General features: G+C 54.7%; 27 protein-coding genes. All 27 read left to right on the plus strand.

All coding sequences use genetic code 11. The features are described from left to right. The first annotated feature begins 1 nt into the window (after position 1). The 27 genes from E3E36_RS07260 (at position 2) to E3E36_RS07390 (ending at position 15,114) form a co-directional block, all read left to right on the plus strand. Positions 2 to 631: a 30S ribosomal protein S3 gene (locus E3E36_RS07260; RefSeq protein WP_167894554.1), complete on the plus strand. Its 630-nt coding sequence runs from the start codon at positions 2 to 4 to the stop codon at positions 629 to 631. Beyond that, positions 618 to 818: a 50S ribosomal protein L29 gene (gene rpmC, locus E3E36_RS07265; RefSeq protein WP_167894555.1), complete on the plus strand. Its 201-nt coding sequence runs from the start codon at positions 618 to 620 to the stop codon at positions 816 to 818. The genes E3E36_RS07260 and rpmC overlap by 14 nt, the downstream gene beginning before the upstream one ends. A 36-nt stretch (positions 819 to 854) precedes the next feature. Then, the gene (yciH, locus tag E3E36_RS07270) at positions 855 to 1,121 is read left to right on the plus strand and encodes a stress response translation initiation inhibitor YciH (RefSeq protein WP_206203558.1); all 267 of its coding nucleotides are present in this window, start codon (positions 855 to 857) and stop codon (positions 1,119 to 1,121) included. Then, positions 1,007 to 1,384: a ribonuclease P protein component 1 gene (locus E3E36_RS07275; RefSeq protein WP_167894557.1), complete on the plus strand. Its 378-nt coding sequence runs from the start codon at positions 1,007 to 1,009 to the stop codon at positions 1,382 to 1,384. Before yciH ends, E3E36_RS07275 begins: the two co-directional genes overlap by 115 nt. Further along, positions 1,381 to 1,716 carry a 30S ribosomal protein S17 gene (locus E3E36_RS07280; protein ID WP_167894558.1) on the plus strand — a complete coding sequence of 112 codons (336 nt, stop codon included), beginning with the start codon at positions 1,381 to 1,383 and terminating at the stop codon, positions 1,714 to 1,716. The genes E3E36_RS07275 and E3E36_RS07280 overlap by 4 nt, the downstream gene beginning before the upstream one ends. 5 nt (positions 1,717 to 1,721) lie before the next feature. Next, complete coding sequence (locus E3E36_RS07285) at positions 1,722 to 2,147, plus strand: 50S ribosomal protein L14 (protein ID WP_167894559.1); 426 nt, start codon at positions 1,722 to 1,724, stop codon at positions 2,145 to 2,147. A 10-nt stretch (positions 2,148 to 2,157) separates the two neighbouring features. Further along, a complete protein-coding gene (rplX, locus tag E3E36_RS07290) occupies positions 2,158 to 2,523 on the plus strand; it encodes a 50S ribosomal protein L24 (protein WP_167894560.1) in 366 nt (121 codons plus the stop codon). Then, positions 2,523 to 3,254, plus strand: coding sequence for a 30S ribosomal protein S4e (locus E3E36_RS07295; protein WP_167894561.1), 732 nt, complete (start codon positions 2,523 to 2,525; stop codon positions 3,252 to 3,254). Before rplX ends, E3E36_RS07295 begins: the two co-directional genes overlap by 1 nt. Positions 3,255 to 3,265: 11 nt before the next feature. Next, on the plus strand, positions 3,266 to 3,817 hold the full coding sequence (locus E3E36_RS07300) for a 50S ribosomal protein L5 (RefSeq protein ID WP_167894562.1): 552 nt from the start codon (positions 3,266 to 3,268) through the stop codon (positions 3,815 to 3,817). A gap of 1 nt (position 3,818) precedes the next feature. Beyond that, a complete protein-coding gene (locus E3E36_RS07305; RefSeq protein WP_012571038.1) occupies positions 3,819 to 3,989 on the plus strand; it encodes a 30S ribosomal protein S14 in 171 nt (56 codons plus the stop codon). An 11-nt stretch (positions 3,990 to 4,000) separates the two neighbouring features. Then, positions 4,001 to 4,393, plus strand: a complete 393-nt coding sequence (locus tag E3E36_RS07310) for a 30S ribosomal protein S8 (RefSeq protein WP_167894563.1) — start codon at positions 4,001 to 4,003, stop codon at positions 4,391 to 4,393. A gap of 10 nt (positions 4,394 to 4,403) precedes the next feature. Beyond that, positions 4,404 to 4,958, plus strand: a complete 555-nt coding sequence (locus tag E3E36_RS07315) for a 50S ribosomal protein L6 (RefSeq protein ID WP_167894564.1) — start codon at positions 4,404 to 4,406, stop codon at positions 4,956 to 4,958. 10 nt (positions 4,959 to 4,968) lie between these two features. Further along, a complete protein-coding gene (locus tag E3E36_RS07320) occupies positions 4,969 to 5,349 on the plus strand; it encodes a 50S ribosomal protein L32e (RefSeq protein ID WP_167894565.1) in 381 nt (126 codons plus the stop codon). Between the two features lie 10 nt (positions 5,350 to 5,359). Next, on the plus strand, positions 5,360 to 5,806 hold the full coding sequence (locus E3E36_RS07325) for a 50S ribosomal protein L19e (protein WP_167894566.1): 447 nt from the start codon (positions 5,360 to 5,362) through the stop codon (positions 5,804 to 5,806). A gap of 10 nt (positions 5,807 to 5,816) precedes the next feature. Continuing rightward, a complete protein-coding gene (locus E3E36_RS07330) occupies positions 5,817 to 6,422 on the plus strand; it encodes a 50S ribosomal protein L18 (protein WP_167894567.1) in 606 nt (201 codons plus the stop codon). Then, complete coding sequence (gene rpsE / locus E3E36_RS07335) at positions 6,419 to 7,126, plus strand: 30S ribosomal protein S5 (protein ID WP_167894568.1); 708 nt, start codon at positions 6,419 to 6,421, stop codon at positions 7,124 to 7,126. Before E3E36_RS07330 ends, rpsE begins: the two co-directional genes overlap by 4 nt. 11 nt (positions 7,127 to 7,137) lie before the next feature. Next, entirely contained in the window at positions 7,138 to 7,605 is a 468-nt protein-coding gene (locus E3E36_RS07340; RefSeq protein WP_167894569.1) for a 50S ribosomal protein L30, read from the plus strand. An 11-nt stretch (positions 7,606 to 7,616) separates the two neighbouring features. Next, positions 7,617 to 8,063, plus strand: a complete 447-nt coding sequence (locus E3E36_RS07345) for an uL15m family ribosomal protein (RefSeq protein ID WP_167894570.1) — start codon at positions 7,617 to 7,619, stop codon at positions 8,061 to 8,063. 34 nt (positions 8,064 to 8,097) lie between these two features. Continuing rightward, positions 8,098 to 9,543, plus strand: a complete 1,446-nt coding sequence (gene secY, locus E3E36_RS07350; protein ID WP_167894571.1) for a preprotein translocase subunit SecY — start codon at positions 8,098 to 8,100, stop codon at positions 9,541 to 9,543. A 75-nt stretch (positions 9,544 to 9,618) separates the two neighbouring features. Then, positions 9,619 to 10,209: an adenylate kinase gene (locus E3E36_RS07355; protein ID WP_167894572.1), complete on the plus strand. Its 591-nt coding sequence runs from the start codon at positions 9,619 to 9,621 to the stop codon at positions 10,207 to 10,209. Then, positions 10,202 to 10,729: a DUF106 domain-containing protein gene (locus E3E36_RS07360; RefSeq protein ID WP_167894573.1), complete on the plus strand. Its 528-nt coding sequence runs from the start codon at positions 10,202 to 10,204 to the stop codon at positions 10,727 to 10,729. Before E3E36_RS07355 ends, E3E36_RS07360 begins: the two co-directional genes overlap by 8 nt. A gap of 42 nt (positions 10,730 to 10,771) precedes the next feature. Beyond that, entirely contained in the window at positions 10,772 to 11,044 is a 273-nt protein-coding gene (locus E3E36_RS07365) for a 50S ribosomal protein L34e (RefSeq protein WP_167894574.1), read from the plus strand. A gap of 9 nt (positions 11,045 to 11,053) precedes the next feature. Then, positions 11,054 to 11,635 carry a (d)CMP kinase gene (gene cmk, locus E3E36_RS07370; RefSeq protein ID WP_167894575.1) on the plus strand — a complete coding sequence of 194 codons (582 nt, stop codon included), beginning with the start codon at positions 11,054 to 11,056 and terminating at the stop codon, positions 11,633 to 11,635. Between the two features lie 13 nt (positions 11,636 to 11,648). Then, positions 11,649 to 11,900 carry a 50S ribosomal protein L14e gene (locus E3E36_RS07375; RefSeq protein ID WP_167894576.1) on the plus strand — a complete coding sequence of 84 codons (252 nt, stop codon included), beginning with the start codon at positions 11,649 to 11,651 and terminating at the stop codon, positions 11,898 to 11,900. A gap of 74 nt (positions 11,901 to 11,974) precedes the next feature. Next, positions 11,975 to 12,688 carry an SDR family oxidoreductase gene (locus tag E3E36_RS07380; RefSeq protein ID WP_167894577.1) on the plus strand — a complete coding sequence of 238 codons (714 nt, stop codon included), beginning with the start codon at positions 11,975 to 11,977 and terminating at the stop codon, positions 12,686 to 12,688. Positions 12,689 to 12,745: 57 nt separating this feature from the next. Continuing rightward, entirely contained in the window at positions 12,746 to 13,750 is a 1,005-nt protein-coding gene (locus tag E3E36_RS07385; protein ID WP_167894884.1) for an RNA-guided pseudouridylation complex pseudouridine synthase subunit Cbf5, read from the plus strand. 479 nt (positions 13,751 to 14,229) lie between these two features. Next, a complete protein-coding gene (locus E3E36_RS07390) occupies positions 14,230 to 15,114 on the plus strand; it encodes a hypothetical protein (RefSeq protein WP_167894578.1) in 885 nt (294 codons plus the stop codon). The last annotated feature ends 8 nt before the right edge of the window (positions 15,115 to 15,122 follow it).

The following is a 15,122-nucleotide window of genomic DNA, read 5'->3' on the forward strand; positions in this document are numbered from 1 at the left end:
TTTGGCGATCGAGAGATACTTCATCAGGGAAGGCGTTAAGGAGATGCTCATCGACGAGTACCTTGAGAAGGAGCTTAGGCGTGCAGGCTACGGAGGAATTGACATCAAGAAGACCCCGCTCGGAACCAAGGTGATAATCTTCGCCGCCAACCCTGGTTATGTTATTGGCAGGGGTGGAAGGCGCATTAGGGAACTCACCAGGATACTCGAGAGGCAGTTCAACCTAGAGAACCCGCAGATCGAGGTCGAGGAGATCAAGAACCCCTACCTCAACGCTAAGGTTCAGGCGGTTCGCCTTGCCCAGGCCCTCGAGAGGGGCGTTCACTTCAGGAGGGCTGCCTACTCAGCAATCAGGGCCATCATGAGGAACGGTGCCAGGGGCGTTGAGATAAGGCTCAGCGGTAAGCTCACTGGTGAAAGAGCGAAAAGCGTCAGGTTCTACCAGGGCTACCTCGCCAAGGTTGGAAACCCGGCCGAGACTCTTGTCAGCAAGGGCTACGCCCAGGCCAAGCTCAAGCTCGGTGTTATAGGTGTCAAGGTCTCCATCATGCCGCCCGACGCCAAGCTCCCGGATGAGATCGAGGTTATAGAGAAGGTTCAGGAAGAGGTGAGCGCCAATGAAGCCGAGTGAGATTAGAGAGATGAGTATCGAGGAGATCGACAAGAAGATCAGGGAGCTCCGCCTTGAACTCGCCAAGGAGAGGGGTGTGCTCACCATGGGGGCCTCGCTTGAGAACCCCATGGTCATCCGGAATATCAGGCGCGATATCGCGCGCCTGCTTACCATAAAGAAGGAGAAGCTTAGGGAGAAAAGGTGATGGTTAGTGCCTAGGATTGTTAACCCTCTGGATGAGATGCTCTTTAAGGAGGTCCTCAAGGAGCAGCAAAGGATTAGAGTCTACATAGAGAAGGCCAGGTACGGAAAGCTTAAAACCATAATCGAGGGCATAGACGAGAAGGAGTTCAACCTCGAGGACATAGCCAAAAAGCTGAAGGCGAAGCTGGCATGCGGCGGAACGGTAAAGAAAGGAAGGATAGAACTCCAGGGCGACCACAGAGAAAGGGTCAAGAAGTTGCTAGCAGACCTTGGATTTTCAGAGGAGCTCATAGAAATCGAGTGACGCCAAGAAACATCATCTGGAGCGAGCTCATAGGCCTGAAAGCAAAAATTATAAGGGCATCTCATCCAGAGCTGGTTGGCATCGAGGGCTACGTCCTTGACGAGACGAGGAACACCCTCACCATTGGCGGTGAGAGGGTTTGGGTTATCCCGAAGGACGTGGTGGAGCTCGAGTTTGAGGTTGGCGATAAGAAAATCCGGATCAACGGAAGGGAACTGATTGGAAGACCCGAGATGAGATTGAAGAAGAGGTGGAGACGATGAGAGAGATTGGATTGAAGATTCAGCCTCCCGCTGAGAAGTGTGATGACCCGCACTGCCCCTGGCACGGGAACCTCAAGATACACGGCAGATACTTTGAGGGCATTGTCATCAGCGACAAGCCCAAGAGGACCGTCACCGTTGAGAGGCAGCACTACCACTACCTCAAGAAGTACGAGAGGTATGAGCTCAGGAGGAGCAGGATACATGCCCATAACCCACCGTGCATCAATGCCAAGCCCGGCGACAAGGTTCTCATAGCTGAGACCAGGCCGCTTAGCAAGACCAAGAGCTTTGTCGTCGTTGCGGTCCTTCAGAAGGCAGGGGAGAGGTGATAGCGATGGCGAAGAAGGGTGCAGGTGCTACGAGAGGTATCAGCCCCGTGAGACCGACTCGTGCTCTTCCGATAGGTGCCTACCTCAAGGTCGCTGACAACAGCGGTGCGAAGGTAATTAAAATAATCGGTGTTGTCGGCTACAAGGGTACCAGGAGGAGGCTCGCCAGCGCGGGCGTTGGAGACATGGTGGTTGCGACCGTGAAGAAGGGAAGGCCCGACATAAGGCACCAGGTGGTTAGGGCGGTCATAGTCAGGCAGAGGAAGGAGTACCGCAGGCTCGATGGCATGCGCGTCAAGTTCGAGGACAACGCGGCAGCTATAGTCACCCCTGAAGGTGTCCCGAGGGGTACCGAGATCAGGGGTGCCATAGCAAGGGAGGCCGCCGAGCGCTGGGTCAGGCTCGGAAGCATAGCGAGCATCGTGTTGTGAGGTGAGAAAGATGAAGTTGGATACGAGACAGCCCAAGAAGCAGAGGAAGTTCCTCTACAACGCTCCCCTTCACCTTAGGAGCAAGATAATGTCCGCCACCCTGAGTCCTGAGCTCAGGAGCAAGTACGGCATCAGGAGCATCCCGATCAGGGTCGGGGACAAGGTAAAAGTCATGCGCGGTGACTTCAAAGGGCACGAGGGCAAGGTCGTTGAGGTAGACCTCAAGAGGTACAGGATACATGTTGAGGGCGTTACCCAGAAGAAGGTCGACGGAACCGAGGTTTTCTACCCGCTCCACCCCTCGAACGTTATGATAGTTGACCTCAACCTCGAGGATGAGAGGAGAGAGAAGATAATTAATAGGAGGGCTGGCTGATGGCGAGGAAAGGCGCTAAGAGGCACCTTAAGAGGCTTGCTGCTCCCAATCAGTGGTATATCCACAGGAAAGCCTACAAGTGGGCGGTCAGGCCGAGGCCGGGTCCGCACAGCATGAGGACTTCAATTCCTCTGCTATACATAGTGAGGGACTACCTCGGCTACGCCAAGACCGCCCGTGAGGCTAGGAAGATCCTCAACGAGGGCAGGGTACTCGTTGACGGAAGGGTTAGGAAGGACTACAAGTTCCCGGTCGGAATCATGGACGTTGTCTCCATCCCGGAGACCGGCGAGCACTACAGGGTTCTTCCGAACAGGATAGGGAAGCTCATACTCCACCCGATAAGCGAGAAGGAGGCCAACATAAAGCCGCTCAGGATAAGCAACAAGCGCATGGTCAAGGGCGCGAAGGTTCAGCTCAACCTCCACGACGGAAGCAACCACCTGGTCACCATGGACGAGAAGGACAGGTACATGACCGCATACACTGTCATCATGAAGGTTCCGGAGAGGGAGGTCATAGAGGTTCTTCCGTTCGAGGTCGGTGCCTACGTCTTCGTTACCCAGGGTAAGAACGTCGCAAGGAAGGGCAAGGTCGTCGAGGTCAGGCAGTTCCCGATGGGCTGGCCGGACGTTGTCACCATTGAGGACGAGAACGGCGAGCTCTTTGATACGCTGAAGGAGTACGCCTTCGTCGTTGGTAAGGACAAGCCGGAGATTTCCCTTCCGTGAGGTGAGATGAGATGCAGATCAACAGAGAGGCTATCCTTGCAGACTGGGAAGCTCACCCGATGAGGAAGCCTAGGATTGCCAAGGTCACCATCAATATTGGGGTTGGCGAGAGCGGTGAGCGCTTAACTAAGGCCGAGAAAATGCTGGAGCAGCTCGTCGGCCAGAAGCCGATAAGGAGGCGCGCGAAGCAGACCAACAAGGATTTCGGAATCAGACGTGGCGAGCCTATCGCTGTGAAGGTCACCCTCAGGGGCAAGAAAGCTGAGGAGATGCTCAGGAGGCTCCTCGTTGCGGTCGACAACAAGCTCAAGGCGAGCAACTTTGACGAGCACGGAAACTTCTGCTTCGGTATAGACGAGCACATCAACATCCCGGGCGTCGAGTACGACCCTGAGATAGGCATCTTTGGTATGGACGTCTGCGTCACCCTTGAGAGGCCTGGCTTCAGGGTCGCTAAGAGGAAGAGGCAGAGGAAGAAGATACCGACGAAGCACAAGCTGACCAAAGAAGAGGGTATTGTCTTCGCTATGGAGGAGTTTAAGGTAACCGTGGAGGGGTTGTGAGATGGCGAAGGCTGACTACAACAAGAGGAAGCCCAGGAAGTTTGGTAAGGGCGCCAGGAGATGCGTCCGCTGCGGACAGTACGGCCCGATAATCAGGATTCACGGCCTCATGCTCTGCAGGCACTGCTTTAGAGAGATTGCCCCCAAGCTGGGCTTTAAGAAGTACGAGTGAGGTGAGAGGAGATGACTTTGCTTGACCCGCTGGCGAACGCTCTCTCCCACATAACCAACAGCGAGAGGGTTGGAAAGAAGGAGGTATACATAAAGCCCGCCTCGAAGCTCATCGGAGAGGTTCTCAGGGTTATGCAGGAAAACGGCTACATAGGTGAGTTCGAGTTCATCGACGACGGAAGGGCCGGCATCTACAGGGTGCAGCTCATAGGAAAGATCAACAAGGCAGGCGCCATTAAGCCGCGTTTCCCTGTCAAAGCCAGGGACTATGAGGCCTGGGAGAAGAGGTTCCTTCCGGCCTTCGAGTTCGGTATCCTCATAGTCTCGACCTCCCAGGGTGTCATGACTCACAAGGAGGCCATTGAGAAGGGAATCGGCGGAAGGCTGATAGCCTACGTCTACTGAGGTGAGAGAGATGCCGATAGACGCGTGGGTAAGGGAAGAGGTTGAGATTCCGGAGGGCGTTGAGGTCACCGTTGAGAACAACGTCGTCAAGGTCAAGGGCCCGAAGGGCGAGCTCGAGAGGGAGTTCAGCTATCCGGGCGTTCAGATATTCACCGAGGACGACAAGGTCGTCGTCTTCAAGGAGTTCCCGAGGAGGCGTGACATCGCCATTGCGAGAACCTTCAAGGCCCATATAGCCAACATGCTCAGGGGAGTCACTGAGGGCTTCACCTACAAGCTCAAGGTTGTCTACAGCCACTTTCCAATGACCGTTAAGGTTCAGGGGGACGAGGTTATCATAGAGAACTTCCTCGGTGAGAAGAACCCGAGGAGGGCCAAGATACTCCCAGGAGTCACCGTCAAGGTCATGGGGCAGGAGGTCATCGTCGAGGGCATTGACAGGGAAGCGGTAGGCCAGACCGCCGCCAACATCGAGCAGGCCACAAGGATAACCAAGTGGGACAGGCGCGTCTTCCAGGATGGAATTTACATCGTTGAGAAGGCTGGTAAGCCGATAAAGTTCTGAGGTGTGAGAAATGAACGAGAAGGCGAGACTCCTTAGGATAAGGGCCAGGATCAAGAGGAAGAAGCCCCGCTTCCTCAGGCAGGAGTGGTGGAGGTTTCCCAAGTTCAAGAACGACCCGAAGTGGCGCAGGCCGAAGGGAATCGACAGCAAGATGAGGCTCAAGAAGAAGGGCAAGGCCCGCTCACCGAGCATCGGCTGGAGCTCCCCTAGAGCCGTCAGGGGGCTCCACCCGAGCGGGTACGAGGAAGTCCTCGTCCACAACGTCAAGGAGCTTGAGGCCATAGACCCGACCAGGCAGGCGGCGAGGATAGCCAGGACCGTTGGTGCCAGGAAGAGAGAGATTATACTCGCCAGGGCCAAGGAGCTCGGCGTGAAGGTACTCAACCCGTGAGGTGAGGCTCATGCTCAAGATGCAGAGAAGGATTGCCGCTGATTTGTTGAAGTGCGGTGAGAACAGGGTCTGGATCGACCCTGAGAGGATTGACGACGTTGTCGCCGCGATAACCAGGGAGGACATCAAGAGGCTCATCAACGACGGCGTCATCAAGAAGAAGCCCGTCAAGGGCCAGAGCAGGGCTCGCGCTAGGGCCTACCAGGAGGCCAGGAAGAAGGGCCGCCACAGGGGTCCGGGAAGCAGGAAGGGTAAAAAGACCGCCAGAATGGGCAAGAAGGAGCGCTGGATGATGACCATAAGGGCCCTCAGGAAGGAGCTCAGGAAGCTCAAGGCCGAGGGCAAGCTTGACGAGCACACCTACAGGAGGCTCTACATCAGGGCCAAGGGCGGCCAGTTCAAGAACAAGAGGCAGCTCTACCTGTTCATGCAGGAGCACGGTATCTTGAAGGAGTGAGGTGAGAGAGATGGCACACGGACCGAGGTATAGGGTTCCGTTCAGGAGGAGGAGAGAGGGTAAGACTAACTATCACAAGAGGCTCGCCCTCCTCAAGTCTGGCAAGCCCAGGCTTGTTGTGAGGAAGACCCTCAACCACCACATAGCCCAGATCGTCGTTTACGACCCGAAGGGCGACAGGACAGTTGTTTCAGCTCACACCAGGGAGCTCATGAGGGACTTCGGCTGGAAGGGCCACGGCGGCAACACGCCGAGCGCCTACCTGCTTGGTCTCCTCATAGGCTACAAAGCCAAGCAGGCCGGCATCGAGGAGGCTATCCTCGACATAGGCCTCCACCCGCCGACCAGGGGTTCGAGCATATTCGCCGTCCTCAAGGGTGCCGTTGACGCTGGACTCAACGTCCCGCACAGCGAGGAGATATACCCCGAGGACTACAGGATAAACGGCGAGCACGTGGCGAACTACGCCAAGGCTCTCAGGGAGGAGGACGAGGCCGCCTACAGGAGGCAGTTTGGAGGATACCTGGTCAGGGGGCTTGAGCCCGAGAAGCTCCCTGAGCACTTTGAAGAGGTTAAGGCCAAGATAATCGAGAAGTTTGAGGGGGCGAGAGAATGAGCGACCCGAGAGAGATTGCCCAGCGCGTCCTTGAGGAGTGGGAGCCGAGGACGAAACTCGGCATGCTCGTCAAGGAGGGCCAGATAACTGACATTCACGAGATCTTCAGGAAGGGCTACCAGATAAAGGAGCCCGAGATCGTTGACGTTCTCCTTCCGGAGGTCAACCTCAGGGAGAACCAGGAAGTGCTCGACATAGCCCTCACCGTCAGGATGACCGACAGCGGCAGGAGGATCCGCTTCAGGGTTCTCGCCGCTGTGGGCAACAGGGACGGCTATGTTGGCCTCGGAATCGGCCACGGCAAGGAGGTCGGAATAGCCATCAGGAAGGCCATCAACTACGCCAAGATGAACATCATCGAGATCAAGCGTGGCTGCGGTTCCTGGGAGTGCAGGTGCAGGAGGCCCCACTCGATTCCGTTCGCCGTCGAGGGCAAAGAGGGAAGCGTTAAGGTCAAGCTCATGCCCGGACCGCGTGGTCTCGGACTGGTCATAGGTGACGTCGGCAAGAAGATACTCAGCCTCGCTGGTGTTCAGGACGTCTGGTCCCAGACCCTCGGTGAGACCAGAACCACGGTCAACTTCGCAAAGGCAGTCTTTAACGCCCTCTACAACACCAACAGTGTCGCCATCAAGCCAGAGGACATCGAGCGCTACGGCATAATCGTTGGAAGGGAGATATCAGCAAACTTCCAGGTTGAGTGAGGTGAGAGAAGATGGCAAAGCTTGCACTCATCAGGCTTAGGAGTGGAATAAGGGCGAGGGGTGAGGTGAGGGACACCCTCGCCATGCTCCGCCTCCACAGGATCAACCACCTCGTCCTTATCGACGACACCCCGAGCTACAAGGGAATGGTTCAGAAGGTTAAGGACTACATCACCTGGGGCGAGATTGACGCAGAGACCCTCGCCAAGCTCATCAGGAAGAGGGGCAGACTCATAGGCAACAAGCCGGTCACCGACGACTACGTCAAGGAGAAGCTCGGAATGACCATTGAGGAGTTTGCCCAGAAGGTCGTCAACGGCGAGATGAAGCTCACTGACCTGCCGAACATCAAGCCGGTCTTCAGGCTCCACCCGCCGAGGGGCGGCCTCAAGGGCAGCAAGAAGCGCTCCTTCAAAGAGGGCGGAGCACTCGGCTACCGTGGCGAGAAGATAAACGAGCTCATTGAGAGAATGCTCTGAGGTGGCGAGAGATGATAAGGAGGAAAAAGAAGGTTAGGAAGCTCCGCGGAAGTCACACTCACGGATGGGGCTGCAAGAAGAAGCACCGTGGCGGTGGAAGCAAGGGCGGTAAGGGAATGGCTGGAACTGGAAAGAGGAAAAACACCAAGTGGACCTGGACCATCAAGTACGCCCCGGACCACCTCGGCAAGCGCGGTTTCCACAGGCCTAAAGCCGTCCAGTACACCCCGCAGACCATAAACCTCAGCGACATCGATGAGAACCTCCAGCTCTTCCTCGACATGGGCGTCGCCTACGAGGAGGAGGGGAAGATAGTCGTTGACGTCACCCAGCTCGGCGTCGACAAGGTTCTCGGAACCGGCAAACTCACCAGGCCCCTTACCATCAAGGCCTACTACGTCACCCCGAAGGCCGAGGAGAAGATTAAGGCTGCCGGCGGCGAGGTTCTCCTCGCCTGATCTCCTTTAATTTAACTTTTGGCGGGTGTTAATCATGGGGTTCAGAGACGTGGTGTTTGCCATAGAAAGGTATTTCCCAGAGGTTGAGCGGCCCAAAAGGCACGTTCCACTGAAGGAAAAGTTCATGTGGACAGGGATCGTTCTGCTGCTGTATTTTGTGCTTGCTGAGATTCCGCTCTACGGAATTCCCGCCCAGATACAGGACTACTTTGCAACGCTCAGGTTCGTTCTCGCCGGTAGAAGCGGTTCTCTGCTCACCCTTGGTATCGGTCCTATCGTCACCGCGAGTATCATAATGCAGCTTCTCGTCGGTTCTGAGATAGTCCACCTTGATCTCTCAAATCACGAGGACAGGAGGTTCTATCAAGCCGCCCAGAAGCTGTTCGCGGTGTTTATGAGCTTCTTCGAGGCGGCAATCTACGTGTTCGCGGGCGCGTTTGGGAAGGTGGACACCACTCTCGCACCGTTCCAGACGGTCGTCGCTCCCAACGGGGCCGCTTACATTGGGCTGGGGCTCGGCATACTCATAATACTCCAGCTCGGCTTTGCGTCAGTCATGCTCATCCTCCTCGACGAACTGGTCAGCAAGTGGGGCATTGGGAGCGGTATCAGCCTCTTCATAGCGGCGGGTGTCTCCCAGACGGTCATCTCAAAGGCACTGAATCCCGCTACAACTCCGGACTACATTGACCCTGTCACAGGAGGCCCCGCAATTATCGGTGCGGTTCCGGCCTTCATACAGCACCTGTTCTACGGAGACCTCACGGGGGCACTCTACAGGGGTGCGCTGCCCGACATGATGGATCTCCTTGCGACAATAGTGGTGTTCCTCGTGGTGGTCTACCTTGAGAGCATGCGCGTCGAGATACCCCTCAGCTACGGCCGCGTTACAGTACGCGGAAGGTACCCGATAAGGTTCATGTATGTTAGCAACATACCCATCATCCTTACCTTTGCCCTCTACGCCAACATCCAGCTGTGGGCCAGGCTTCTCAACAACTATGGCTACACTTTCCTCGGAACCTTCGACCAGAACGGCTACCCGCTGACCGGATTTGTCACCTACCTCTACCCCCCCAGGGACATCTACCACGTCATAGCCGACCCCGGAAGGGCACTGGTCTACGCGCTGATGACCATATTCTGGTCAATAATCTTCGGTTTCCTGTGGGTTGAGCTGACGGGCCTTGACGCCAGAAGCATTGCCAGACAGCTGCAGAGTGCGGGGCTGCAGATACCCGGATTCAGAAGGGATCCGAGAATACTTGAAAGGGTGCTCAACAGGTACATACCGTACGTTACCTTCTGGGGATCCTTTACCCTCGCAGTAGTGGCAGTACTTGCAGACTTCCTGGGCGCACTCGGTACGGGGACAGGTATCCTCCTTACCGTCGGCATACTCTACAGGTTCTACGAGGAGATAGCGAGGGAGCAGGCAACGGAGATGTTCCCGGCGTTGAGAAAGTTCTTCTCCAAGTGAGTTCCTTTCTTTTTCACAAAACCTTTTAAACCCGGTCGGGTTACTTCCTCCAGAAGCCTTCCTGGGTGGGCCATGATGCCGTTTGTGGTCATGATAACAGGGATTCCAGGGGTTGGTAAAAGCACCATTACTCGACTCGCCCTGAGAAAGACCCGCGCCAAGTTCCGGCTCGTAAACTTTGGGGATCTGATGTTTGAGGAGGCAGTTAGGGCAGGGCTTGTGAAGCACCGCGACGAGATGAGGAAGCTCAACCCCAACGTCCAGAAGGAGCTCCAGATGAAGGCGGCCAGGAGAATAGTGGAAATGGCCCGCACCGAGCCTATCCTTATAGACACCCATGCGACGATAAGGACGCCCGTTGGCTATCTCCTTGGCTTCCCCAGGGAGGTCATAGAGGTCATAAACCCCAACTTTATAGTCATAATCGAGGCGACCCCCAGTGAGATACTCGGGAGGCGCCTCCGCGACCTGAAGCGCGACAGGGACGTTGAGACCGAAGAGCAGATACAGAGGCACCAGGATCTGAACCGTGCGGCGGCGGTGAGCTATGCGATGCATTCCAATGCACTTATAAAGATTATTGAGAACCACGAGGATAAGGGCCTTGAAGAGGCCGTCCACGAGCTTGTTGAAGTACTGGACTTGGCGGTGGGAGAATATGATTGAGGGAATATACTCTTTCCTTGACAGCATATTCGGTCCGCTGATACAGGCGTACCATCCTATATGGGTAGTTACAATATCCGGAATGATATTGGGTGGGCTCTTCACCCTGCTGAACTACATCCTTGTTGACCAGGAGAAGGTCAAGATGCTTCAGAAAAAGAGCAAGGAGTTCCAGAAAAAGTATAAGGAGGCACAGGCTGCTAAGGATGAAAAGAAGCTCAAGAAACTTCAGCAGGAGCAGATAGAGTTAATGAAACTGCAGAGTGATGTTATGAAGGATCAGATGCTCAAGGTTACACTCTTTACTCTCCCCATATTCTGGATATTCTTTGGATGGTTGAGGAGATGGTACGTTGAAGTGGGGATAGCTAAAGCTCCCTTCAACTTCTTCCTGTTTGACTGGTTCCATGGGCTGTATCGCTCCGGACTACCTGCCAACGAACTCGGCTACATTGGATGGTATATCTTGACGTCCATGATAACCGGATACATCCTCAGGAAGCTCCTCGACATGGGTTAAATTTAAAAACGATTCCCTGAAAGGAAAGCCGAGGTGAGAGAGATGAAGCCGATGTACAGGTCAAGGTCATGGAGGAGGAAGTACGTCCGCACTCCGGGCGGAAGGACGGTTGTACACTTTGAGCGCAAGAAGCCAAAGATAGCCCACTGTGCCATGTGCGGAAGGCCCCTCAACGGCGTCCCACGTGGCAGGCCGAGCGAGCTCAGGAAGCTCCCCAAGACCAAGAAGAGGCCGGAGAGGCCCTACCCGAACCTCTGCCCGAGCTGCATGAGGAAGGTCATGAAGGCCCAGGTCAGGGCCGGCATCGCCCTCTGAGGTGCTTGTATGCCAAAGGGCTGCCTCGTAATAACAGTCAGCGGTTTAGCGGGTTCAGGAACCACCACACTCTGCAGGAACCTCGCCAGGCACTACGGCTTCAAGCACATCTACGCCGGGCTCATCTTCCGGCAGATGGCCGAGGAAATGGGGATGACCCTCCAGGAGTTCCAGGAATACGCGGAGCTTCATCCCGAAATAGACCGCGAGGTCGACAGGAGGCAGGTCGAGGCAGCCAAGGAGTGCAACGTCGTTATAGAGGGCCGCCTCGCTGGATGGATGGTTAAGGACGCTGACCTGAAGATATGGCTCGACGCTCCCATTATGGAGCGCGCCAGGCGGGTTGCCCGCAGGGAGGGCATCTCCGTTGAGGAGGCCTTCGTACAGATTGCCGAGCGTGAGAAGGGAAACAGGAAAAGGTATTTAAACCTCTACGGGATTGACATCGACGACAAGTCGATTTACGATCTAATCATAAACACTGCCCATTGGGACCCCGATGGCGTCTTCGCGATTGTGAAGGCCGCCATCGACCACCTATACCCCGACGGTGACGCGGGGTCGGGTTCAGACCCGGGCAACAAAAAATGAGGAGGTGGGATGAATGCCAGCCATGGAAGTCGGAAGGATTGCCGTTGTTATTGCCGGAAGGAGGGCAGGCCAGAAGGTCGTCGTCGTTGACGTCATCGACAAGAACTTCGTCCTCGTTACCGGTGCTGGCCTCAACAAGGTCAAGCGCAGGAGGATGAACGTTAAGCACCTTGAGCCCCTTCCGGAGAGGGTCAACATCGAGCGCGGCGCCGACGACGAGGCCGTTAAGGCCGCCCTTGAGCAGGCTGGAATCAGCCTTGAGTGAGACCGAGGCCTTTTGGCCTCCCTTCACTTCTCAACGCTTTTAAGCTCCGATTTCCAATTCCTTATGGTGGTTCTATGAAGGCCGCACTGATCACAGGTGTAAGTGGGGGAATTGGACGGGTTCTTGTGGAACGACTTGTAGGGAATGGCTATCGCGTCATTGGGGTGGCTAGAAGGGAGGAAAAACTCCGGGAACTGAAGTCCCTGTTTGGGGAGAAATTTGACTACATAACCGCGGATCTGTCCGAGGGAGACGTTTCTAGGCACATCAAGCAGAGCCTTGAGTCCCTAGGAATTTCCAGACTTGACCTGCTCATAAACAACGCGGGCTTTGCCGTGAGGAAACCCCTGACCGACCACGAGCCCGAAGAGCTGGAGAACATTTTTAGAGTGAACGCTATGGCCCCCATAGAGTTAACCCGTGAGCTCCTTCCGTTGCTGGAATGGGGTTCGACCGTCGTCTTCGTTGTTAGCGGTGTGGCCTTTGTGAACGTCCCGGAGATACCCTCTTACTGTGCCGCAAAGGGAGCACTTCACCACTTGGTTCTGAATCTTGAGCGGGAACTGTCGGAGAGGGGCATTCACATCCTGCGTGTGTATCCAAAGCAGGTGAGGACCGAGTTCTGGGGAGGAAGGATTCCCAAGGGTTCAATCGAGCCGGAGAAGGTTGCGGATGCAATACTTGGGGGCATTGAGAAGAGAAAGCGCGAGGTCTTTGTACCGTCGTACATGAAACTTGTCAAATATCTCCCCAACTGGCCGGTCTTCACGTACCGGTTCAAGTATTAGTCGGGTTTATAAAGGGAAACCCCAACTTAGTGCGATAACGCTCACTGGGTGATGCTCATGGCGAGGGACGAAGTGAGGAGAATCCTCCCTGCTGACATAAAGCGAGAGGTCCTTGTCAAGGACGAGAAGGCCGAGACAAATCCAAAGTGGGGCTTTCCGCCGGAGAAGAGGCCGATGGAGATGCACATGCAGTTCGGGATAATAAACCTTGACAAGCCCCCCGGACCGACGAGCCACGAGGTGGTCGCGTGGATTAAACGGCTCTTCAACCTCAACAAGGCCGGCCACGGCGGAACCCTCGACCCCAAGGTGAGCGGAGTCCTGCCGGTTGCCCTCGAGAGGGCTACAAGGGTGGTTCAGGCGTTGCTTCCAGCGGGTAAGGAGTACGTGGCTCTAATGCATCTCCACAGTGAGGTCCCGGAGGACAAAATATACGCCGTCATGAAGGAGTTTGAGGGAGAGATAATCCAGAGGCCGCCCCTGAGGAGCGCCGTCAAGAGAAGGCTCAGGACGAGGAAGGTGTACTACATTGAGATACTCGAAATAGACGGCAAGGACGTGCTCTTCCGGGTTGGAGTTGAGGCGGGAACCTACATAAGGTCGCTTATCCACCACATCGGCCTGGCCCTTGGAGTCGGTGCCCACATGGCCGAGCTGAGGAGAACGAGGAGTGGGCCGTTCAAGGAGGACGAAACCCTCGTGACGCTCCACGACTTGGTGGACTACTACCACTTCTGGAAGGAGGATGGCATTGAGGAATACTTCAGGAAGGCGATACAGCCGATGGAGAAGGCCGTTGAACACCTGCCGAAGGTCTGGATTAGAGATTCGGCCGTTGCGGCAGTAACGCACGGTGCTGACTTAGCCGTTCCGGGAATAGTCAAGGTTCACAAGGGCATCAAGAAGGGCGATTTAGTTGCTGTGATGACCCTCAAGGATGAACTCGTTGCCCTCGGTAAGGCCACCATGACGAGCGGTGAGATGCTCCAGAAGAGCAAGGGAATAGCGGTTGATGTTGATAAGGTCTTCATGCCTAGGGACTGGTATCCAAAGCTGTGGTAGAACCTTTGCGGGGCAAAGTTTCATCAAAGTTGGCACGTGTTCTTTCTCTTGGCGATTATTTTGTTGCTTTCCCTTAAAATTCCCTTCCTCACAAGGGGGTTTCTTTATAAGCACCCGAAGGGCGCAGGAGAGAGTAAACCCATTAAAAAGGAAAGCCCTAAAAACTTGCCCCGTAAACAGCACGTACAAACTCTCTTCAGCCCTTCTTAACAGTAATTGTTTGGTCAAGCTTTGCGTAAGCAAAGGTTGCTAGGAGGGCTTCACCCCTTACGCTTCGACTTTGGATCCCATAAAATGATTGTTTGTGCTCTTTTGTTCACTCTTTTACTCTGGCTTCTTTCGTTTGAATCGGCTCGGATTTTAATGGTTGTAAGTTGAAAATCCTACGAAAAAAAAACGTTAGTTAATTCAACTAATAAAAGAAAAGCTTTTAAAGATTTTAACGTTACATGTGGTGATAATCTTCGGAGGTGTTCTCTGTGGAGGATTGGGCCAAAAAGGCTTGCGGGGTAGTGTTGCTAGCTATACTCCTAAGCCTGGGCTTCAACGTTGCCTACGGGGCAAGAAATACGACTGAATTGAAGCCCGAAGAGGCATACTGGGCTCTAGAACTCCAGAAAGACCTCCCTCCGATAGAGCTTAATGAAACCACAATGGCAATGATTGAAGGTTACTCGAACGAGATAGTTGAGGAGTTCAACAGTGAACTTTGTACCATGAGTGACGAAGAAATGCTCCGTGAGGGCCTCACAAAGGAAGATATCAAAAAAGCCAGGGCGTTCTGCAGACTGCCTGATGAGGCAAAGTTGAAAATCATCAGAAATAGACTCCTGCTCAGCGTGTACCTAACTAACGCTCGTTGCTCGGCCCTTAAACAAACAGAAATAACGCCAATAATAACCTCCTCTTCAGGGGGTACGTATTCATGCAGAGATGGACTAGTATACGCGTGGGGAATACCCACAAAAGAAAAACTTGGAATTTCCCACTGTTCATGGAGGAAGTCAGGATCCCCCTCATCATGCAGTAAGGAAAAGGGTGTAGCGTGCCTCTGGGGATGCACAAACGTTGATCCAAAACTCGGATGGTCAAGCAACTATAAATATTTCTCTGACTTGGACAGCTTTGTTGAGGAGGTAACAAGCAAGGGTTACCACAAGACCGAGTTTTATGCGGCGTATGGGATATATGGCAGGGACTTCACAAGGGGGATTGGGTATGGTTACCGCTACGAGGCAAGATACAACAATGTCACTCGCATGGGCTACGTTGAAGGTCCCGAGCCCAATCCGGAGAGGAACTGGTATGGTTTCCTCCACAATTTCTGGCCGACACTTGTGGAGCGCTGGCACGATAAATGCTGAGGTGATCC

It is taken from the genome of Thermococcus sp. M36, from assembly GCF_012027355.1.
Lineage (GTDB): Archaea > Methanobacteriota_B > Thermococci > Thermococcales > Thermococcaceae > Thermococcus.